A 20431-nucleotide genomic window follows, 5' to 3' on the forward strand; every position below is an offset into this window, starting at 1 on the left:
AGCGCGCGTCGGCGAGTGCCGCGGCGGTGGGATCGTCGTGCTCCGGACGCACGTCCGCGAGTGGTGGGGCGGCGGGATCGTCGTGCTCCGGGCGCAGGTCAAGGAGTGACGCCGAGGTGGGGTCGTCGTGCCCCGAGCGCGCGTCGGCGAGTGCCGCGGCGGTGGGATCGTCGTGCTCCGGACGCACGTCCGCGAGTGGTGGGGCGGCGGGATCGTCGTGCTCCGGGCGCATGTCGGTGGGTTGCGCGGATGAATTCGTCGGCCCGGGGCCGTGATCGGTGGTGTGCCGCTCGTGGGACGCGTCCGTCAGGGCCAGCCCCTTGAAGGCGTCGGCGAACAACTCCCCCGACGCACGCGGTCGTCGTGACCGATCCGCCGGACGGCGTGGCGGGCTCCGGCGCACCGGCTCGACGCCCGTGGTCCCGACGTCCTCCCGCGCCTGCTGCGCCTCCCGCTGACTCCGGGCCGCCCGCAAGGCGTCCCGCGCGACGTCGGCGGGCCGGGTGGACGACGGGGCCGTCGCCGAGGCGTCGGCGCCCCGGACTTCGCTGGAAGCACTGGAATCCGGGACCTCACGGAAGGCACCGGCCTCCAAGGGCCCACCGAGGGCACTGGAGCCCGGGATCCCACCAAGGGAACCGGCGTCCGGGATCTCATCGAAGGCACCGGCATCGGACGGCCCACCCGAGGCACCGACCTCCGGGACCTTCTCGAAGGCGTCAGCCTCCGAAGGCCCACCCAAGCCACCGACCACCGGGACCTCACCGAAGGCACCGGCGTCCGACGGCCCACCCAAGGCACCGGCCTCCGACGACCCGCCGGGTCCACGGTCCGCCCCACCCCCCGATGCCTCACCCTCCGCGGGCTCCCCGGCAACCGCCCGCCGGGCCGACACCGCCCGTCGCAGCGCCGCCCGGGCGGCGTCACCCGGCCGGGGCTCATGGCCGCCAGAGGGGCTTGCGGGCTCGTCCGGTCCGGGGGCGTCCGTGGCGGCGTCCGGACGCTGCCCACCGGACAGGCTCCGCCCCTCCCTCGCGTCGCTCGACTCCCCCGCGTCGCTCGACTCCCCCGTCTCGACGGCCCCCTGCGCCCCGCTCCCCCGCCCCCGGGCAGCCCACAGAGCCCGCCGCGCCACATCGGCGGGCCGCGCCCGCCCCGTCTCCTGAACCGGCTCGCCCTGGTCGCCCTGACCTTCGGCCGCCCCGGCCTCCTCCTCGCCCGGCATCCGGCCCTCGTCGGGCACCTCGCCGTCACCCCGCGCACCGGACCGCCCCCGTTCCCCCGTCACGACGCCCTCCGCAGTGACACGAGGTCGGAGAGCTCACGGTCCGTCAGTTCCGTGAGGGCCGCCTCTCCGGAGCCGAGGACCGCGTCGGCCAGGGCGCGCTTGGCCTCCAGCATCTCGGCGATGCGGTCCTCCACCGTGCCCTCGGTGATGAGGCGGTGGACCTGCACGGGCTGGGTCTGGCCGATGCGGTAGGCGCGATCGGTGGCCTGTTCCTCCACCGCCGGGTTCCACCAGCGGTCGAAGTGGACGACATGGCCCGCGCGCGTGAGGTTCAGTCCGGTGCCGGCGGCCTTGAGGGACAGGACCAGCACCGGGGTGGCACCGTCCTGGAAGCGGTCCACCATGCGCTCGCGTTCCGGCACGGGCGTGCCGCCGTGCAAGAGGTCCACCGGGACGGCCCGGGCGGCGAGGTGGGCGGTGATCAGGCGGGCCATACCGACGTACTGCGTGAAGACCAGCGCCGAACCGTCCTCCGCGAGCAGTGTGTCCAGCAACTCGTCCAGCAGGGCGAGTTTGCCGGAGCGGGCGGCGAGCCGGTCACCGCCGTACGGGCCGTGCTCCTCCTTCAGGTACAGCGCCGGGTGGTCGCAGATCTGCTTCAGCGAGGTCAGCAGCTTGAGCACCAGGCCGCGGCGCGCGATGCCCTCCGCCGTCTCGATGGCCAGCAGCGACTCGCGCACCACCGCCTCGTACAGCGCGCCCTGTTCCCGGGTGAGCGGCACCGGGTGGTCGGTCTCCGTCTTGGGCGGCAGTTCGGGGACGATGCCGGGGTCGGACTTCTTGCGGCGCAGCAGGAACGGGCGGACGAGGCGGGCGAGCCGGGCCACCGCCTCCTCGTCCTCGCCGTTCTCCACGGCGCGGGCGTGCCGGGCGCGGAAGGACTTCAGCGGACCCAGCAGACCGGGCGTCGTCCAGTCCAGCAGCGCCCAGAGCTCGGAGAGGTTGTTCTCGACGGGGGTGCCGGTCAGGGCGACGCGGGCGGGCGTCGGGATCGTGCGCAGAGCCTTCGCCGTCGCCGAGTACGGGTTCTTGACGTGCTGTGCCTCGTCGGCGACGACCATGCCCCACTTCTGCTGGGCCAGCGTCGCCGCCGCCGACCGCATGGTGCCGTACGTGGTGAGGACGAAGCCGCCGTCGAGGCCGGCCAGGGTGCGTTCGGTGCCGTGGTGGCGGCGGACGGGTACACCCGGGGCGAAACGCTCGATCTCCCGCTGCCAGTTGCCCAGCAGGGAGGCCGGGCAGACCACCAAGGTGGGTTCGGTGCGGGCCCGCTTGAGATGAAGGGCGATGACGGTGACCGTCTTGCCGAGTCCCATGTCGTCGGCGAGGCAGCCGCCGAGGCCGAGGGAGGTCATCAGGTCGAGCCAGGCCAGCCCCCGCAGTTGGTAGTCGCGAAGGGTGGCACGGAGTCCGGCGGGCGCTTCGGCGAGCCGGACCCCGGCCGTGAGACGGTCCCGCAGGGCGGCCAGCGCGCCGACCGGCACCGCCTCGACCTGCTCGCCGTCGACCTCCGCGGTGCCGGTGAGCGCGACGGACAGGGCGTCCACCGGGTCGAGCAGGCCCAGTTCGCGCTTGCGGGCCTTGCGGACGAGTGCGGGGTCGACCAGGACCCACTGGTCCCGCAGCCGTACGACGGGGCGGTGGGCCTCGGCGAGCGCGTCCATCTCGGCCTCGCTGAGCGGCTCCCCGCCGAGCGCCAACTGCCAGCGGAACTGCAGCAGTTCCTCGCTCTCGAAGAAGCCGGTGCCGTCGGTCGCCGAGCCCGGCGCGGGCCGTACCACCGCGGCCGCCGTCAGGTCGCGGGCGAGGTCGCGGGGCCAGTGCACGGCGACGCCCGCCGCGGCCAGCCGCGAGGCCGCCGCGCCCAGCAGGTCACCGAGTTCGGGCTCGGACAGGGCGAGCACGTCGGGCACGTCCTGCTCGGCGAGCCGGTCCAGCGGCGCCCAGACGCGCGCCGCGCGCCGGACCGCGAGGGCGGCGTCCACCCGCGCGCGGGGACCGAAGTCGGCGCCGGCGTCCCCCGCCCACAGCGCTGCCACGTCCACGACGAGCGTGGGGTCGGCGAGGCTGTGCACCTGGACGATCGCGGCGCCCGCCCGGCGCACCCGGTCGCCGTCGTCCCCGGTCTCGAACAGGTCGTGCGCCGCCAGGTCCAGGCGCAGCGAGATCCGCACGCCCGCGTCCATCCCGGCGGCGACCTCCGCGGCCCACTCGTGGGCGGCGGGCAGGCGCTGCGGCGCAAGGGCCGCGAAGGGCTTGCCGCAGGCGGCCGCGGCGGCGGGGGTGCGCGGCAGGGTGTCCGCGACCGCGTCCAGGAACGCCCGCATCAGCGCCTCCGGCCCGGGCAGCCGCAGCGGGCCCGGACCGGGCAGCGGCACGGCATGCCCTTCGTAGGGCAGTGCGGCGGCCACCGCGCGCAGGTGGGCGATGTCGTCCGGGTCGAGGGGACCGGCGCGCCAGGCGTCGTGCCCGGTGGGTGTCAGGCCGGGCAGGAGGCGCCCGCGGGCGGCGAGCCGCAGGGCGTGCAGGGCGGCGGCGCCCCAGCAGGCCGTGGCGGGGTGGGCGGCCGGATCGTGCCGGGCGCGGACGAGCGAGGGGAGTGCCTCGCCCACCGGCAGGGTCAGCGCCGGCGTCTCCTTGCGGCGGACACCGGCCCCATGGGGCCGTACGACTGTCAGCGGTGTGGAGGTGAGGCCGGGCACGGGCGCCGTGGCCTCGTCGTCCGGGTCCCAGAAGGCCACGCGTCCCTCACGGGGCACCGGCGCGGGAAGGAAGACGGCGGCCAGCCGGGCGGGCACGGATACGGCTTCGCGCATACGTCCTGTCACCTCCCGCCCGCACATCGGATCAGTCGTCTTCGACTTTACGGGCGGGGTCCGACAATCGGCTCCGGCGAACGGGCGGGACCGGACGGGTTCGGTAGGAGAGCCGGCGGACCCGTCAGGAAAACCAGCCGGTCAGGGGATCAGCCGCGAGACGACGTAGACCATCGGGTACGTCGGATTGCCCGTGTTCACCACGATGTCCTGCGTCGGCCTCGGGTTCTTCTGCTGGTGGACCAGGCCCCAGTTCGCGCCGGGCCGAGCGCCCGTGCCGGAGAACTTCCAGCCCGTGACGTGCTGGTCGCGCGCGTTGATGGTGATGTCGCTCTTGATCAGCTCGTTCCGCTCGACGCCCACCTCCTTGAGGAAGGCGTCCAGCCCGGCGTGAGTGGTCTGGAACTGCACGTACAGCCGGCTGGTCTTCCAGTTGTTCGTCTCGTACCAGGCGACCTTGTTGGCCGGATGCGGTATGGGCACCTGGTACAGCCTCCGCTGCACCTTGGAGGGCCAGCCCACGGTCAGCCCCCGCGCCGAGTACTTCTCCTCCTTGTCCTTGCCGCTGGCGCGGCTCTGGTTGGCGGAGATCACCAGATAGCCGGCGGGGACGCCGATGAGCAGCACGATGGTGAGCAGGGTGAGCGCCCTGCGGCGGATCACATGGCGGCGGTCCTCCGCCGGAGCCTGTGTGTCGCCGGCGGGGCCGGCCTGCTGCGGCAGCGCGCCCGTCACAGCGACTCCTGACCGCGGCGGGCCTCGGCGTACCGCTCGTAGCGTTCGTAGCGCTCCACCCTGCGCCGTTTGGCGCGCCGGAAGCGGCGGGCCACCAGACGGGCGAGGTCGGCGGCGCCGACCATGCCGGCCTCGGGGCCGAGCTGGGCGCGGACGATGCGGGCCTCGGGGCGGTAGCCGCGGCCGGTGAGGTGGCGCTTGAAGGCGTCCCGGGCGGGGCCGATGAGCAGGTCGTCGGCGGCCGAGACCCCGCCGCCGATCACGAAGCACGACGGGTCGAGGGCGGCGGCCAGGTTGGCGATGCCGACGCCGAGCCACTGGCCGATGTCCTGGAGCAGCTCGATGCACATCGCGTCGCCCTCGCGGGCCAGCTCGGTGATGATCGGGCCGGTGATGTCACCGATGCTGCCCTTGACGTGCTCGATGAGCCCGTACGCCACCGGGGAGTCGGCCGCGGCCAGCTCGCGCGCCTCGCGGACCAGCGCGTTGCCGGAGCTGTACTGCTCCCAGCAGCCGCGGTTGCCGCACGGGCAGCGGTGGCCGCCGGGCACGACCTGCATATGGCCGAACTCACCGGCCACGCCGAACTTGCCGCGCTTGACCTGGCCGTCCTCCAGGATCGCGCCGCCGATGCCGGTTCCCAGCGTGATCATGACCAGGTGGTCCTCGCCGCGTCCGGCGCCGAAGCGCCACTCGGCCCAGGCGGCGGTGTTGGCGTCGTTGTCGACCAGGACCGGGACGGAGAGGCGGCTGGCGAGACGGTCGCGCAGCGGCTCGTTGCGCCAGGACAGGTGCGGGGCGAACAGGACTCGGTTGCGCTCGGCGTCGACCCAGCCGGCCGCGCCGATGCCGACCGCGTGCACGTCGTGGCGGTCGGACAGGTCCAGGACCAGCTCGACGATGGTGTCCTCGACGACCCGGGGGCTCTTGGACTTGTCCGGGGTCTCCGTGCGGAGCTTCTCCAGGATGTTGCCGTCGGCGTCCACGACACCCGCCATCACCTTGGTGCCGCCGATGTCGATGCCGACGGTGGGCACGCGGGGTGCGGTCAGGTGGGAACGGCGCTCCCGGGTGCCCACGGTGCGCAGCGCGGTCGCGCGCCGTGAGCCGATGGGGGCGCCGCCGGTCACCCGGGCGTTGCTCAGGGCCTTGGGGAAGGCGAGGTCGCGGTAGGTGCTCATCGGGCCCGATTCTGCCTCACCGTGACTCCGGGTGCGGTAAGGGGATGGTCCGGGAGTCCCGGGTCGCCCGCAGGGTGCGGCTCGTCGTCACCCTTCCCGCAGCCCTCGTGCCGCTAGCCGCGCTGGAGCTCGTGGCGGAGATCGTCGAGCTCGTTTCCGCCTGCCATCTGCCGTGTCAGCTCGTCGAGCGTGATCGAGTCACTGGTGTGGCTGCCCGCCATGGTGCCGCGCTTCAGCAGCACGAAACGGTCGCCGACCAGGTACGCGTGATGCGGGTTGTGGGTGATCAATACAACACCCAGACCCTGGTCCCGTGCCGCCGCCACATACTTCAGAACGACCCCGGACTGCTTCACGCCGAGCGCCGCCGTGGGCTCGTCCAGGACGAGGACCTTGGCGCCGAAGTGGACGGCCCGTGCGATCGCCACGCACTGGCGCTCGCCGCCGGAGAGGGTGCCGATGGGCTGGTCGACGTCGCGCAGGTCGATGCCCATGCGCAGGAGTTCGGAGTGGGTGGTGCGGCGCATGAGGTCGACGTCCATGCGCTTGAGGGGACCGGCGCCCTTGCGGGGCTCGGAGCCGAGGAAGAAGTTGCGCCAGACCGGCATCAGCGGGACGACGGCCAGGTCCTGGTAGACGGTCGCGATCCCGCGGTCCAGGGCGTCGCGCGGGGAGCCGAGGCGGGTCTCCTCGCCGTCGATGCGCAGGGTGCCGCCGTCGTGCTGGTGCAGTCCGGCGATGATCTTGATGAGGGTGGACTTGCCGGCGCCGTTGTCGCCCAGCACGCAGGTGATCTCCCCCGCGTGCACCTCCAGGGAGACACCTTCGAGGGCGCGGACGTTGCCGTAGTGCTTGCTGACGCCGGACAGCTCCACGAGTGCCCTGCGTTCCGCCGCTTGCGTCACTTGGTCGCCTCCGCGCGCTTGCGGACCCAGGCGTTGAGCAGGGTCGCGAGGAGCAGCATCGCTCCGAGGAAGAACTTGAACCAGTCGGGGTTCCACTCGGCGAAGACGATGCCCTTGCTGGTCATGCCGAAGATGAACGCGCCGACCGCCGAGCCGACCGCGCTGCCGTAGCCGCCGGTGATCAGGCAGCCACCGATGACGGCGGCGATGATGTAGATGAGCTCGTTGCCGACGCCCTCGCCGGACTGGACGACGTCGTACGAGAAGAGCAGGTGCTGGCCGGAGATCCAGGCGCCGAGCGCCACGCCCATGTAGAGGCCGATCTTGGTCCGGGCCACCGGGACGCCGACCGCGCGGGCCGCGTCCTGGTTCCCGCCGACCGCGAAGATCCAGTTGCCGGCGCGGGTACGCAGCAGGATCCAGCTGGCGAGGGCGACCAGCGCGAACCACCACAGAATCGTGATCCTGAAGTTGACGCCGCCGACGGTCAGCGTGGAGGCGAAGACGTCGTGCGCGCTGGGGAAGCCCTCCATGTCGGCGATGGTCTTCGTGGAGACCGTGCCGGAGATCAGCTTGGTGAAGCCGAGGTTCATGCCGGTCAGCATCAGGAAGGTGCCCAGCGTGACGATGAAGCTCGGCAGCCTGGTGCGGGTGAGCACGAAGCCGTTGAAGGCGCCGATCGCGAGGGTGACGAGCAGGGAGACACCGACGCCGACCCAGACGTTCGCCGTCATCTGGAAGCTGAACATCGAGGAGACCAGGGCGGACGAGGTCACCATGACGCCCGCGGACAGGTCGAACTCGCCGCCGATCATCAGCAGCGCGACCGGGACCGCCATGATGCCGATCGTCGAGGAGGCGTAGAGGACCGTGCTCAGGCTCGACGCCTTCAGGAAGCTGTCGGCGGCCAGGGCGAAGAAGAGGAAGACGGCGGCGGCTCCGACGACGGAGCCCAGTTCCGGACGGCCGAGCAGCTTCCGCAGCGGCGAGCTGTGCAGAATCCTTTCGTCAGCGAGCGCCGTCATCGGGTGCCCCGCTCGGTGTACTCGGCGAGGGCGCCCGCCTGGTCCTTGGTGATGATCTGCGGGCCGGTGAGCACCGGCTTGCCGCCGCCGAGGACGTCGGCGTTGTACCTGTACAGCCACAGCAGGTCGACCGCCTCGTAGCCCTGGAGGTAGGGCTGCTGGTCGACGGCGAAGCCGAGGGTGCCGTCCTTCAGGCCGGCGGCCACCTTGGCGTTCAGGTCGAAGGTGTCGATCTCGGCGTCGCTGCCCGAGCCCTGCTTGGCCTTCACGGCGGTGTCGGCGTACGGGGCGCCCAGGGTCACGACGGCGTCGACCGAGCTGTCGGACTGGAGCTTGGCCTCGATGGCGGACTGCACGTCGGGCATGCTGGTGCCGGTGACGTAGAGGTTCTGCACGGTGCCGTCGAAGGTCTCCTTCAGACCGGCGCAGCGCTGCTCGTGACCGACGTTGCCCTGTTCGTGCAGGATGCAGAGCGCCTTCTTACGGCCACGCTCGTTCAGCTCCTCGCCGACCGCCTGGCCGGCGATGGTCTCGTCCTGGCCGATGTGTGTGAGCGCGCCGAACTCCTTCGACTCCGCCGAGCCAGAGTTCACGGTGACCACGGGAATGCCCGCCTTGACCGCGCGGGCGACGGCGGCCTTCATCGCGTCCGGCTTGGCGAGGGTGACGATGATGCCGTCGACCTTCTTGTCGACGGCCGCGTCCACCAGCTGCGCCTGCTGCTGAGCCTCGTCGTCGTGGGAGTACAGGAACTTGATGTTGTCCTTGACGGCGGCCTGCTCGGCGCCGCTCTGGACGATGTCCCAGAAGGTGTCGCCGTCGCCCGAGTGAGTGATCATGGCGAAGGTCCAGCGGGGCGTGTTCACCGCGGCCTTCCCCTGCGCTGCCGCGGCCTTGCGGGCGTCCTCGGCGCGTTTGCCGCCCGTGCTGCTGCATCCCGCGAGGGACGCGCAGAGCGCCCCTGCCACCGCGATGCCTACCCAGGTGCGAAACCCGGTCCGAAACCGTGCCACGAGGCCGTGCCCTTCTTGCTGTGTTCTTCGGTAGCCAGGGCCGGTCATCCCACCGACCCCAAACGCCCCAGTATCGAACACAGGGATGACGCGGCCCGCGGCCGGGGAGTGCGACTCGGTCGCATTGTCCGGACATTGCGACGAATCAGGCTCGGGGGCGCCCCTCAGGGCCGTACGAGCAGCTGGAACTCGAAGGAGTAGCGGCTCGGGCGGTAGGTGTGCGTGCCGTACTCGACCGCCCGGCCGGTGTCGTCGAACGTCGTGCGCCGCATGGTCAGCAGCGGGGCGCCCTCGCTCTCGCGGAGCCGCTCGGCCTCGGCGGCGGTGGCGGCCCGGGCGCCGATGGACTGGCGGGCGCTGTGCAGCGTGATCCCGGCGGACCGCATCAGCCGGTAGAGGCCGGTCGCCTCCAGCTGCCCGGTGTCCAGTTCGATCAGGCCGCTGGGCAGGTAGTTGCACAGGTACGCGATCGGCTCCCCGTGCGCCAGCCGCAGCCGCTCGACGCGGTGCACATCGGTGCCCTCCGCGACGCCGAGCGCGGCCGCCACCTCGGCGGACGCCGGGACGACGGTGTTGACCAGGACCTTCGTGGCCGGACGCTGCCCGGCCGCCTCCAGGTCGTCGTAGAGACTGCTCAGCTCCAGCGGGCGCTTGACCTGGCTGTGCACCACCTGAGTGCCGACGCCCCGGCGGCGGACCAGCAGGCCCTTGTCGACCAGGGACTGGATGGCCTGGCGGACCGTGGGCCGGGACAGCCCGAGCCGCGCGGCGAGCTCGATCTCGTTGCCCAGCAGGCTGCCGGGAGTGAGCGTGCCCTTCTCGATGGCGGCCTCCAGCTGCTGGGACAGCTGGAAGTACAACGGCACGGGCGAGCTGCGGTCCACACTCAGATCGAGCTGCACGTTCGGGTCCACGTCTGGTTTCGGCACGGGCCTGAGCGTAGCTCCGTGACGGTTTGACGGGAAGTTGTGAAGTCCGATTGTCCGGACATAAGCATTGACAGTGCGGTGGGTCCGGCTCCACTTTGTCTTCATGCGCATCGGGGTCATCGGGACGGGCCGCATCGGCACCATCCATGCGAACACGCTCAGCCGCCACCGTGACGTGGGCTCCCTGATCCTCACGGACGCGGATCCCACGCGGGCGCAGGAGCTGGCGCACCGGCTCGGGGAGACCGCCGCGCCCGGTATGGACGAGATCTTCCGGTGGGGCGTGGACGCGGTGGTGATCACGACGGCGACCGCGGCCCACGCCGATCTGATCGGCCGGGCCGCGCGCTCGGGGCTGCCGGTCTTCTGCGAGAAGCCGATCGCGCTCGACCTGCCCGGCTCGCTGCACGCGATCGCCGAGGTCGAGACGGCCGGAACCATCCTGCAGATGGGCTTCCAGCGCCGCTTCGACGCGGGCTACAGCGGCGCCCGCGAGGCCGTACGCTCCGGGCGGCTCGGCCGGCTGCACACCGTGCGCGCGACGACCTCCGACCAGGCGCCACCGCCGGCCGCGTATCTGCCGCTGTCCGGTGGGCTGTACCGGGACACCCTCATCCACGACTTCGACGTCCTGCGCTGGGTGACCGGGCACGAGGTGACGGAGGTCTACGCCGCCGGGTCGGACGCCGGTCCCCCGATGTTCCGCGAGGCCGGGGACGTCGACACCGCCGCGGTGGTCCTCATCCTCGACGACGCCACCCTGGCGACGGCGACCGCGACGCGGCTGAACGGCGCCGGCTACGACGTGCGCATGGAGCTGGCCGGGGAGCTGGACCAGATCGTGGTGGGGCTGGACGACCGTACGCCGATCGCGTCCACCGAGCCGACCGGGCCGCCGGCCGCGAGCAAGCCGTGGACCACCTTCCTGGAGCGCTTCGGGCCCGCCTACGAGGCCGAGCTGAACGCCTTCATCGAGGTGGTCCGGGGCGAGCGCGCCAACCCGTGCGACGGCCGCGAGGCGTTGCAGGCGCTGCGCATCGCCGAGGCCTGCGAGATGTCCCGCAGGGAGCACAGACCCGTCCGGCTCGGGGAGGTGCCGGGCGGTCAGGAGCCGGTGCTGCGCTAGGAGCGGGGGTGCACGGGGCCCGGCGTCACCAGCGCACCGGCAGGCTTCGCATTCCGCGCATCAGCATCCCCGGCAGGTAAGGGCCGGGCGGGCCGTCCAGCGCGAGGCCGGGGGCGCGCTCCAGCAGGGCGCGCAGTGCCGTGCGGGCTTCCAGGCGGGCGAGGGGTGCGCCCAGGCAGTAGTGGATGCCGTGGCCGAAGGCGAGGTGGGTGCGGGGGTCACGGTGTATGTCGAAGCGGTGCGGGTCCGGGAAGCGGGCGTCGTCGTGGCCGGCCGCGGTGAGGCCGATCAGCACCGCCTCGCCCTTCCCGACGGTCGCGCCCGCGATCTCCATCGGCTCGGCGGCGAACCGGTACGTCGCCGTCTCCACCGGCCCCTCGTAGCGCAGCATCTCCTCGATCGCGCCGTCGAGCAGGCTCATGTCGGCGCGCAGGGCGGCGAGCTGGCCGGGGTGGGTGAGCAGGGCGTACACGCCGTTGGTCAGGAGGTTGACGGTCGTCTCGTGGCCGGCGACGAGCAGGAGGTAGGCCATGCCGCGCAGCTCCGTCGGGGAGAGCCGGTCGCCGTCCTCGGCGGTGGTGCGGATCAGGTCGCTGAGCAGGTCGTCGGCGGGTCCGGCGCAGCGCTTGTCCTCGATCAGCTCGGTGAGGTACTCCCCGAGGCGCCGTACGGCCTCGTACTCGCGGTCGCCGTCGGTGGGGGCGACCACCTCCGTCGACATCGTCCGGAACGCGGCCCGGTCCAGCTCGGGCACGCCCAGCAGCTCGCAGATGACCGTGATCGGCAGCGGGTACGCGAACGCGTCCACCAGGTCGGCGCGGCCGTGCGGGAGCATCGCGTCCAGCAGTTCGTCGGCGATCTGCTGGATCCTGGGCCGCAGCGCCTCCACCCGGCGGGCGGTGAACGCACGCGTGACCAGGCCGCGCAGCCGTGAGTGCTGGGGTGGGTCGGCGGCCAGCAGATGCTTTCCGATCAGCTCCTCGTCGAGGAACCTCGTCCCGATCTCGGCGGTGTCCTTGGACAGCCTTGGGTCGGCGAGCGCGGCGCGCGCCTCCTCGTAGCCCACCACGAGCCAGGCCTCCCGATGGGACTCCGGCCGCGGCAACCGCACCCTGTGCACCGGCCCCTGGGCCCGCAGCCGCGCGTATACAGGGTGCGGATCCGTCAGGAACTCCGCGCCGAACTCCCCCAGGTCGACCACTTTCGCCATGTCACTCCGCCTCCCGTCACCACGACAACGCGCGGCGCCTCCGGCGAGTGCCGGGGCGCTCCTCCGGTGGCGGTCGGTCACAGGCCTCGGGCGTCGGCGAGAGCGGCCGCCCGACCGACCATGCGGACCGGCACGCGGCCGGAGCCGAAGGCGTCGTTGAAGCCCGGCACGGAGTCGACGTGGTCGCCGAAACTGCGCCGGACGGCCTCCAGCAGCACGGCGAGGGCACTGCTCTCCAGGCCCCGGTCGCCACGGGCTTCGACGCGGACGGCTCCCTGCATGCAGTGGGCGCCTTCGCCGTCGGCCGGCGCGCCGCTGCACCAGCCGTCGGAGAGCAACCGGTGATGGGCGCGCTGCAGCAGCGCGGCGACCGGCGTCGGGTACAGGTCCGAGGAGACCGGGCCGACGCCGGCGGATTCCGACGGGACGGTCTCGAACGGGACGGTGACGACGTCGGCCGGCTCGGCGGGCTCGGTGCGCAGGTACGCGGTGCGGACCTCGTGAGCGACGGCCGCTTCGTCCAGCCGTACGGTCATCGCCGCGTCGACGAGCGCCAGGCGGGCGTCGAGGGACAGTTCCGCCGGTGGCGCGGCGGGGGCGGGGGCGAGAACCGGGGCGGGGGCGGGAACCGGGGCGGGGGCGGGACGGGACATCGGGAACCGGGGCTCGTCTCTGGCTCGGCGACAGGGCGGCGGCCACGAGTGGATTCCCTGATGCACGCCGGCGGCATCCCCGCCGAACGGGTGGTCCGGCCCGCCGCCCGCTATCCGTCCTCGTCGAGAAGCCCCGCGTCGTACGCCAGCAGGGCGATCTGCACGCGGTTGTTGAGGCCGAGCTTGGCGAGGATGCGGGAGACGTGCGTCTTGACGGTCGCCACGCTCATGAACAGCTCCGTCGCGATCTCCGCGTTGGCGAGTCCCCGGCCGACCGCGACGGCGACCTCGCGTTCGCGGTCGTTGAGGGCGGCCATGCGCTCGCGCGCACGGGCCCGCCGGGTGTCGGCGGCGGTGCCGGCCGCGTGCTCCATCAGCTGGCGGGTGACGGTCGGCGAGAGCACCGGGTCACCGGCGGCCACCCGCCGCACGGCCTCGACGATCTCGGCGGGCGGGGTGTCCTTGAGGACGAACCCGGCGGCACCCGCGCGCAGCGCCCGCAGCACCTGTTCGTCGGCGTGGAAGGTGGTCAGGACCACGACCTGCGGGGCGTCCGGGCGGGCGCGCAGCCGCTCGGTGGCGGCGAGGCCGTCGACCGCGGGCATCCGGATGTCCATCAGGACGACGTCCGGACGCGTGCGGTCGACGAGCGCCTCGACCTCGCCGCCGTCGGCGGCCTCGCCGACGATCCGGATGTCGTCGGCGCCGCCCATCATGAAGGACAGCCCGGCCCGCACCAGGGGATCGTCGTCGACGAGAAGCACTTTGATCGCAGTCATGGCCCTCACGTAATCACGGTTGTGCCGCCGAATCGCCCGCCTGGTCGCACCGCTGTCAGGCCCGCTGCCCTACCCCCGCCCTGTTCAACTGCCGGTGACCGGCAGCGACATGGGAGGATGGTGATCGCTCACCGGCCGGGCGCCCCCCACGGCAGCCAGGCCCGTACCGCGAAGCCCCCGTCGTCCCCTTCCCCGTGCTCCAGCCGTCCCCCGGCCAAAGTGGCGCGCTCGGACAGGCCGATCAGGCCCTGCCCCGAGCCCGGGACGTGCGGTACGTCTCCCTCGGGGGCCGGGTTGCGGACGTGGACGGTGAGGCCCTCGCCGGGCGCGCCGGTCAAGGACACCGTGACCTCGGTGCCGGGGGCGTGCTTGCGGGCGTTGGTCAGGCCCTCCTGGACGATGCGGTAGGCGGTGCGGCCGACCGAGGCCGGGACGGCATCCGGGTCGGTGACCCGCAGGTCGAGCGTGACCTTGGTGCCTGCCTCGCGGCACTCGGTGACCAGCGCGTCGAGGGCGGCGAGCGTCGGCTGCGGGCGGCCCGACTCGTCGGAGTCGCCGGCCCGCAGGACGCCGATGATCTCCCGCAGGTCCTGCAGGGCCTCGTGCGCGCTCTCCCGGATGACACCGGCCGCCCGCGCGACCTCCTCGCGGGGCGCGTCCGGCCGGAACTCCAGGGCTCCGGCGTGCACGCTCAGCAGGGTCAGCCGGTGGGCGAGCACGTCGTGCATCTCCCGGGCGATCGCCTCGCGCGCGAGCCGCTGGGCCTGTTCGGCACGCAGGACGGCCTCCGTCTCGGCCCGCCTGGCGCGGTCGCGCAGGCTGAACATCAACTGCCGCTTGGACCGCACGAGCAGGCCCCAGCCGATGACGCAGGCGCTGAGCAGCACGGTGAACGCGACGGCCAGCAGGTAGGGCAGCTCTGGTTCCGGGCGCAGCCAGAAGAACAGCGGGATCAGCGCGGTGGAGATGCCGGCGATCCAGGCCACGTGACGGAAGGGCCGGTGCACGGCGAGGGTGAAGAAGGCGACCATGCCGGCGCCGCCCGCGGTGTTGGAGAGGAAGCCGACCGGGATCATCGCGATCGCGAGCCCGACCGGCCAGCGGCGGCGCAGCCACACCGCGGCGCAGGACAGGCCGCCGAGCCACTGGTCGACGACCATGAGCGCGTGCGGGGTGTTCTCCGGGGTCATGGAGTCCGCGGCCAGCAGGCCGACCGCGATGGCCACGAAGAAGCAGGAGAAGTCGACGAGCCAGTCGCGCGCGGTGCGCCGGGGCCGCCGCCCGTCCCCTCCGCCGTCCGGGTCGAGCGCGTGGATCAGAGCGGACGGGAACAGCCACCGGCGCCCATCGAACGCCGGCGCCGCCTGCGCCGTCCTGTCATCCTTCACGGTCGGCAAATCTACGCAGGGCCCGGCCGTGCCACCTCCCCGCGCGCGGATCGCCGACCGAAGTCGCGGCATCGGCTACTTTCGGCGCGGTCGTGCGGTGGGGACCACCGACTTCGGTCGGCCGGGTCTCGCCCCGCGGCCGTTGTGTGTGGGGGGTCCGCGGGGCGAGGGTCATGGCCATGAAGCAGTTGCTGGAGTTCCTCGGATTCATCGCCCTCGTGCAGGGCGCCATGGGCCTGGTGCACGAGTTCACCGACTGGCACATCGGTCTCGTGCAGCGGGTCGGTTTCCTCGACGGACTCGAGATCTACGCGAGCGTCGCCCTGGTCGTGCTGGCGTTCGCCCTGTTCGCCGCCGCGGAGAGCCGCAAGCCCGGTTGAGCCCGGCGGCACGGCCGGTCGGACCGGCGGCGGTGCGCCCGGTCAGCCGTCGCCGGGCAACCGTTCAGCAGCCGTGGTCGACCAGGTCGAACGACGCGTAGTGGTCGGCCGTGTAGTAGTCCTCCTGGTGCTCCTCGCCGGTGACGATGCGGCGGGCGCCGCGCGTGTCACTGCCGGGGGTCTCGACCGTGTACTCGTGGTAGTACCCGGTCGACTGGCTGGGCAGGATGCCTTCCCGGTTCTGGAAGGTCGTCCCGTCCTGCGGGTAGGGGTAGGGGCCGCCCTGTTCGATGAGGTCGAGCGTCGTGTGCGCCTGCGACGGCAGGTCGCTGTAGCAGATGTCGCCGACCGCCGTGGCGGCGGCGCCCGCGGGGGCGGCGGAGACGGTGCCGCCGACGAGGAGGGCCGACAGGAGCGCGGCCGCGGCGCCGAGACGGGTGAGGTTTCGTGGGGGGAATCTCATGGATCCATGATGACGCGCGTAGATACTGGCATGTCAATGTCAAGATTGTGGAGTTTGCCGTCAAGTCCTGTGACCTTTTGAGGAGTTGGCACGGTGTACTCCTTCAGGGCCGACGAAGCCGGCGAGGACGTCACCCGGCGTTCGTCGAGAAGAGTCCCCCCGTGGGGCCCTGCTTGTCGCCGCCCTGGGCCTTCTTCAGGGCGTTCGCCAGGCCCTCGATGGTCATGGACTGGAGGATGACGCCGCCGTTGCCCTCCAGTGTGGCCAGGGACAGGCCCTCGCCGCCGAACACGGCGTTCATCAGGCCTTGGCGGTTGAGGCCGCCGACGCGCTGGACGCCGTACTCGATTCCCTCCTCGAAGGCCACCACGCAGCCGGTGTCGACCTCGATGCGGCCGCCGAAGTCCGCGGGGTTGAGGTCGATGAAGTTGCCGGCGCCCGCGATGACCACCGTGCCGCGGCCGGTGAACCTCTCCAGGACGAAACCCTCACCGCCCTTCATGCCCGTCCGTCCGCCCTGGAAGGCGATGCCGAACTCGACGGTCGACTCGGCTGCCACGAAGGCGTCCTTCTCCGCGAACCACGCGCGCGTGCCGTCGAGTTCCAGGGCGCGCATCTCGCCCGGCAGCACACCCGCGAAGCCGACCGTGCCCTCACCGCTCTGCGCGGTGAAGTACTGGAACGCCGGCGACTCGCCGGCCAGTGCGCGCTGGCCGGCCTGCACGGCGGTGCCCATGGCCTGGCGCAGCAGGCCGCCCATGCCCGCCGCCGCGGCGCCCGAGGCACCCGGCGCCCCGCCGCCCGACGGGCCGGACAGCCGGGTCTCCATGGTCACGTTCGGCGTCTTGAACAGGAACTTTCCCGCCTCGCAGTACACGGTCTGACCCGGGTGCAGGGTGACGACCGCCATCTGCATGGCGTTGCCGACGATCTCTTGCTGAAGTGTCACGTGAGGAGAACGAGGAAGGGGAAGCACGGAGTTCCGGGCGCGCCACCTCGGTGTCCGTTCGCCGCCAGCGACCGCGTGGGGCTGTCGCTGGAATGGGCGTATGACTTCTCAAGCGACACAGACCTCCGAAGCGACTCGGACCACCGACTGGCGGGCTCCCCTGGCCGGCAGGAAGGCCCTGGTGACCGGCGGCAGCCGGGGGATCGGCGCCGCCACGGCGGTGCGGCTGGCGCGGGAGGGCGCCGACGTGGCGGTGACGTACGTGAACGGCAAGGAGGCGGCCGAGGACGTCGTACGGGCCGTCGAGGCTTCGGGGCGGCGGGGTGTGGCCCTGCGGGCGGACTCCGCGGACGCGGACGAGGCACTGGGCGCCGTGGAGCGTGCGGCGGAGGCCCTCGGCGGGCTCGACGTGCTGGTGAACAACGCGGGCGTCGGGGTTCTCGGGCCGCTGGACGCCCTCTCGCTCACCGACGTCGACCGGGTGCTCGCGGTGAACGTCCGGGCGGTGTTCCTGGCCTCCCAGGCGGCCGCCGCGCGGATGCCGGACGGCGGTCGGATCATCATCATCGGGAGCTGCATGGCCCAGCGGGTGCCGGGGCCCGGTGGCACGCTCTACGCGACCAGCAAGGCGGCGCTGACCGGGCTGACCAAGGGGCTGGCCAGGGAACTGGGCGGGCGCGGGATCACCGCGAACCTCGTGCACCCCGGCCCGATCGACACCGACATGAACCCGGCCGACGGTCCGTACGCGGCCGATCAGGCGGCCCTGACCGCGCTGGGCCGCTTCGGGACGGCCGACGAGGTGGCGTCGACGGTCGCCTATCTCGCGTCCGCGACGTACGTCACCGGCGCCGAGTTCTCGGTCGACGGCGGCCACGCGGCCTGACCCGAAGGGACCTGCGGAGCACGCGGGGCGCACCGGTGCTGTCCGGCCGGTGCGCCCCGCGAGTCGTTACGGGCGTCAGCCGCCCAGTTCCTGGTGACGGGCCGCCAGACGGGTCGCGCCCTCCTCAGTGAGGGAGCCGAACAGGCGCAGCCGGGAGATGCCGCCGTCCGGGAATATGTCCACGCGCGCGTGCGTGCCGACCGCGGCGGCCGAAAGCACGAAACGGTGGTTGGTGTCGGGCTGGAGGCGGGTGCGGGGCAGGACCTCGGTCCACTCCCCGTTCTCGCCGTCCCGCACGGACACCGACGCCCAGCCCGCGCTGTTGCCCTTGAGGTACGCGGTGTCGATCTCGATCGCGCGGATCCGGGACTGGGCCACCAGCCGGTAGCGGATCCAGTCGTGTCCCTGGTCGCGGCGCCGGCGGGTCTCCCAGCCGTCGTCCATCTTGCGGGAGCGGCCCGGCTGGATGGTGTTGGTGGCCGGCGAGTAGAAGCGGTCGGAGGCGTCCTCGACCTGGCCGCCGTTCTCCAGGGCGACCACGTCGAAGGTGCCCAGCGCCGACAGCCACTCGGGGTCCGGTGCCACCTCGCCGTACACGCGCAGGCGCGCGATGCCGCCGTCGGGGTGCTGGTTGACGCGCAGGTGCGTGAAGCGCTGCTCGGCCGAGACGGCGAAGCCGTTCGCCGCGTGGCCGCCGACCGGCGTGCGCGGGACCAGGGTCGTCCACTTCACGTCGTCGGCGAGCAGTTCCTCGGGGGACGGGGAGCCCGCGACCGACGCGCCCTCGACGGAGACGGACTGCGGGTAGTTGCCCCGGAAGTGGGCGGTGTCGACGACGATCCCGCGGATCACGCCGGGCGCGCCGAGGCGGACCAACGCCCAGTCGTGGTCCTCGTCGGTGGGCCAGGGGTGCCCGGCGGACGCGCCCCGGCGGCGGCGCGTCTCCCAGCCGTCCATGATCTTGCCCTTGTGCCCGAAGTGCTCGGGGTCGAACTCGGCCCGCTCGGGCACCAGCAGGTTCTCGCGCTGGGCGAAGAACTCGTCGTTGGCGGCGACGACACCGGCGCCGAGCCGGCGGTCGGCCAGGTCGGCGTACTGGGCGAAGGCGAAGTCGGCGGTGCGGTAGTCCGCGTACGGGTCGCCGCCTCCGTAGGGGCTCGCGTCGCCGGTGAAGCCGGCCGGGGAAGATGGGTGCTGCGCCGTCACGGTGATCAGGTCTGCCTTTCAGACGTCGGGATTCAGGGGGTGCGGGTGAGCAGTCGCCCCTTCGGTTCGGTGAACTCGCCGTCCGCCACGACGCGTTCGCCGCGCAGCCAGGTGGACTTCACGACGCCGCTGAGGGTGCGCCCGGCGTACGCCGTGACGCGATTGCGGTGCTGGAGGGCCATCGGGTCCACGGTGAAGGTGTCGTCGGGCGCGAGGACGGCGAAATCGGCGTCCCGGCCTGCCTCGATGGCGCCCTTGTGGGACAGCCCCACGAGGTCCGCCGTCCGCGTGGACATCCAGCGGACGACGTCCTCCAGGGTGTGGCCCCGCTTGCGGGCCTCGGTCCAGACGGCGGGCAGGCTGAGCTGGAGGCCGGAGATGCCGCCCCAGGCGGTGGCGAAGTCGTTCGTCTTGAGGTCGGCGGTCGACGGGGAGTGGTCGGTGACCACACAGTCGATCGTGCCGTCGGCCAGCGCCTGCCACAGCAGGTCCTGGTTGGCGGCCTCGCGGATGGGCGGGCAGCACTTGAACTCGCTGGCGCCGTCCGGGACTTCCTCGGCGGTCAGCGTGAGGTAGTGCGGGCACGTCTCGACGGTGACGCGCACGCCCTCGGCACGGGCGGCGGCGATCAGCGGCAGCGCGTCGCTGGAGGACAGGTGCAGCACGTGCACGCGCGCGTGAAGGCGTTCGGCCTGCGCGATCAGGTTGGCGATGGCCGTGTCCTCGGCGTCGCGCGGGCGGCTGGCGAGGAAGTGGGCGTACCGGGGGCCGCCCCGCTGCGGGGCGGCGGCGAGGTGGTGCGGGTCCTCGGCGTGCACGATGAGCAGGCCGCCGAACCCGGCGATCTCGGCCATGGACTGCGCCAGCTGCTCCTGGTCGAGGTGCGGGAACTCGTCCACGCCGGACGGCGACAGGAACGCCTTGAAGCCGAAGACCCCGGCGTCGTGCAGCGGGCGCAGGTCCTTGACGTTGCCGGGCAGCGCGCCGCCCCAGAAGCCGACGTCGACGTGGGCCTTGCGGCGGGCCACCTCCTGCTTGGTGCGGAGGTGGTCGGCGGTCGTGGTCGGTGGCAGGGAGTTGAGCGGCATGTCGACGAGGGTGGTGATGCCGCCGGCCGCCGCGGCGCGCGTGGCGGTCCAGAAGCCCTCCCACTCGGTGCGGCCGGGGTCGTTGACGTGGACGTGGGTGTCGACCAGGCCGGGCAGCAGGACGTCGTCGCCGAAGTCCTCCACGCGGGCGCCGTCCACCGGGGCGTCGTACGGCAGTACGGCGGTGATCCTCCCGCCGGCGACCGCGACGGACGCGGGGCGCGTCCCCTCGGGGGTGATGACGCGCGTCGAGCGCAGCACCAGTTCAGCCTCGGACACCCGGACCCCTCTCTCTGCCGCCGGCCCGCGCTCCCGCACCGGCCGGGAGACGGATCTACTTCCGCGTGACGGAATTCAACGTTCTGTTGAAGGAGTCTTCACTCCCGCTCGCGCACCGTCAAGAGGCACACT

General features: G+C 72.7%; 18 protein-coding genes and 1 pseudogene. 3 read left to right on the forward strand and 16 right to left on the reverse strand.

The features are described 5' to 3' along the window. The 8 genes and pseudogenes from ACFV6X_RS00380 to ACFV6X_RS00415 form a co-directional block, all read right to left on the reverse strand. A pseudogene (locus tag ACFV6X_RS00380) lies at positions 1–1288 on the reverse strand (hypothetical protein); the annotation flags it as partial. Beyond that, entirely contained in the window at positions 1285–4104 is a 2820-nt protein-coding gene (locus ACFV6X_RS00385; RefSeq protein WP_385375394.1) for an SNF2-related protein, read from the reverse strand. The pseudogene ACFV6X_RS00380 and the gene ACFV6X_RS00385, both read right to left, overlap by 4 nt. A gap of 141 nt (positions 4105–4245) precedes the next feature. Beyond that, positions 4246–4839, reverse strand: a complete 594-nt coding sequence (locus tag ACFV6X_RS00390) for a sugar kinase (protein WP_385375397.1) — start codon at positions 4837–4839, stop codon at positions 4246–4248. Continuing rightward, the gene (locus ACFV6X_RS00395; RefSeq protein WP_365443918.1) at positions 4836–6020 is read right to left on the reverse strand and encodes an ROK family glucokinase; all 1185 of its coding nucleotides are present in this window, start codon (positions 6018–6020) and stop codon (positions 4836–4838) included. Before ACFV6X_RS00395 ends, ACFV6X_RS00390 begins: the two co-directional genes overlap by 4 nt. Before the next feature lie 113 nt (positions 6021–6133). Then, entirely contained in the window at positions 6134–6925 is a 792-nt protein-coding gene (locus tag ACFV6X_RS00400; protein WP_385375400.1) for an ATP-binding cassette domain-containing protein, read from the reverse strand. Beyond that, positions 6922–7950, reverse strand: a complete 1029-nt coding sequence (locus ACFV6X_RS00405; RefSeq protein ID WP_385375403.1) for an ABC transporter permease — start codon at positions 7948–7950, stop codon at positions 6922–6924. Before ACFV6X_RS00405 ends, ACFV6X_RS00400 begins: the two co-directional genes overlap by 4 nt. Beyond that, positions 7947–8918, reverse strand: coding sequence for a sugar ABC transporter substrate-binding protein (locus ACFV6X_RS00410; protein WP_385376241.1), 972 nt, complete (start codon positions 8916–8918; stop codon positions 7947–7949). Before ACFV6X_RS00410 ends, ACFV6X_RS00405 begins: the two co-directional genes overlap by 4 nt. Positions 8919–9127: 209 nt before the next feature. Continuing rightward, positions 9128–9865, reverse strand: coding sequence for a GntR family transcriptional regulator (locus ACFV6X_RS00415; RefSeq protein WP_385376244.1), 738 nt, complete (start codon positions 9863–9865; stop codon positions 9128–9130). Positions 9866–9995: 130 nt separating this feature from the next. Here ACFV6X_RS00415 and ACFV6X_RS00420 point away from each other — a divergent pair, with 130 nt between their 5' ends. Then, entirely contained in the window at positions 9996–11018 is a 1023-nt protein-coding gene (locus tag ACFV6X_RS00420) for a Gfo/Idh/MocA family oxidoreductase (RefSeq protein ID WP_385375406.1), read from the forward strand. Positions 11019–11043: 25 nt separating this feature from the next. On the opposite strand, the gene ACFV6X_RS00425 is transcribed toward ACFV6X_RS00420, so the two are convergent. The 4 genes from ACFV6X_RS00425 to ACFV6X_RS00440 all read right to left on the reverse strand — a co-directional run bounded on the left by ACFV6X_RS00425 (position 11044) and on the right by ACFV6X_RS00440 (position 15057). Then, on the reverse strand, positions 11044–12228 hold the full coding sequence (locus tag ACFV6X_RS00425) for a cytochrome P450 (protein WP_385375409.1): 1185 nt from the start codon (positions 12226–12228) through the stop codon (positions 11044–11046). Between the two features lie 77 nt (positions 12229–12305). Then, entirely contained in the window at positions 12306–12881 is a 576-nt protein-coding gene (locus ACFV6X_RS00430; RefSeq protein ID WP_385375412.1) for a hypothetical protein, read from the reverse strand. Positions 12882–12991: 110 nt separating this feature from the next. Beyond that, positions 12992–13660, reverse strand: a complete 669-nt coding sequence (locus tag ACFV6X_RS00435; RefSeq protein ID WP_385375414.1) for a response regulator — start codon at positions 13658–13660, stop codon at positions 12992–12994. A gap of 128 nt (positions 13661–13788) precedes the next feature. Continuing rightward, on the reverse strand, positions 13789–15057 hold the full coding sequence (locus tag ACFV6X_RS00440) for a sensor histidine kinase (RefSeq protein ID WP_385375416.1): 1269 nt from the start codon (positions 15055–15057) through the stop codon (positions 13789–13791). A gap of 170 nt (positions 15058–15227) precedes the next feature. Here ACFV6X_RS00440 and ACFV6X_RS00445 point away from each other — a divergent pair, with 170 nt between their 5' ends. Next, on the forward strand, positions 15228–15428 hold the full coding sequence (locus tag ACFV6X_RS00445) for a hypothetical protein (protein WP_385375419.1): 201 nt from the start codon (positions 15228–15230) through the stop codon (positions 15426–15428). A gap of 64 nt (positions 15429–15492) precedes the next feature. On the opposite strand, the gene ACFV6X_RS00450 is transcribed toward ACFV6X_RS00445, so the two are convergent. After that, positions 15493–15891: a ribonuclease domain-containing protein gene (locus tag ACFV6X_RS00450; protein ID WP_385375422.1), complete on the reverse strand. Its 399-nt coding sequence runs from the start codon at positions 15889–15891 to the stop codon at positions 15493–15495. A 130-nt stretch (positions 15892–16021) separates the two neighbouring features. Further along, entirely contained in the window at positions 16022–16840 is an 819-nt protein-coding gene (locus tag ACFV6X_RS00455; protein ID WP_385375425.1) for an AIM24 family protein, read from the reverse strand. A gap of 100 nt (positions 16841–16940) precedes the next feature. On the opposite strand from ACFV6X_RS00455, the gene ACFV6X_RS00460 reads away from it, so the two are divergent. Next, on the forward strand, positions 16941–17726 hold the full coding sequence (locus ACFV6X_RS00460) for an SDR family oxidoreductase (protein ID WP_385375427.1): 786 nt from the start codon (positions 16941–16943) through the stop codon (positions 17724–17726). A 75-nt stretch (positions 17727–17801) separates the two neighbouring features. Here ACFV6X_RS00460 and alc read toward each other — a convergent pair whose 3' ends face one another. Beyond that, positions 17802–18932, reverse strand: a complete 1131-nt coding sequence (gene alc, locus ACFV6X_RS00465) for an allantoicase (RefSeq protein ID WP_385375430.1) — start codon at positions 18930–18932, stop codon at positions 17802–17804. 32 nt (positions 18933–18964) lie between these two features. After that, entirely contained in the window at positions 18965–20299 is a 1335-nt protein-coding gene (gene allB, locus ACFV6X_RS00470) for an allantoinase AllB (RefSeq protein ID WP_385375432.1), read from the reverse strand. Between the last annotated feature and the right edge of the window lie 132 nt (positions 20300–20431).

Origin of the sequence: Streptomyces sp. NPDC059861, from assembly GCF_042731435.1 — a bacterium.
GTDB lineage: Bacteria > Actinomycetota > Actinomycetes > Streptomycetales > Streptomycetaceae > Streptomyces.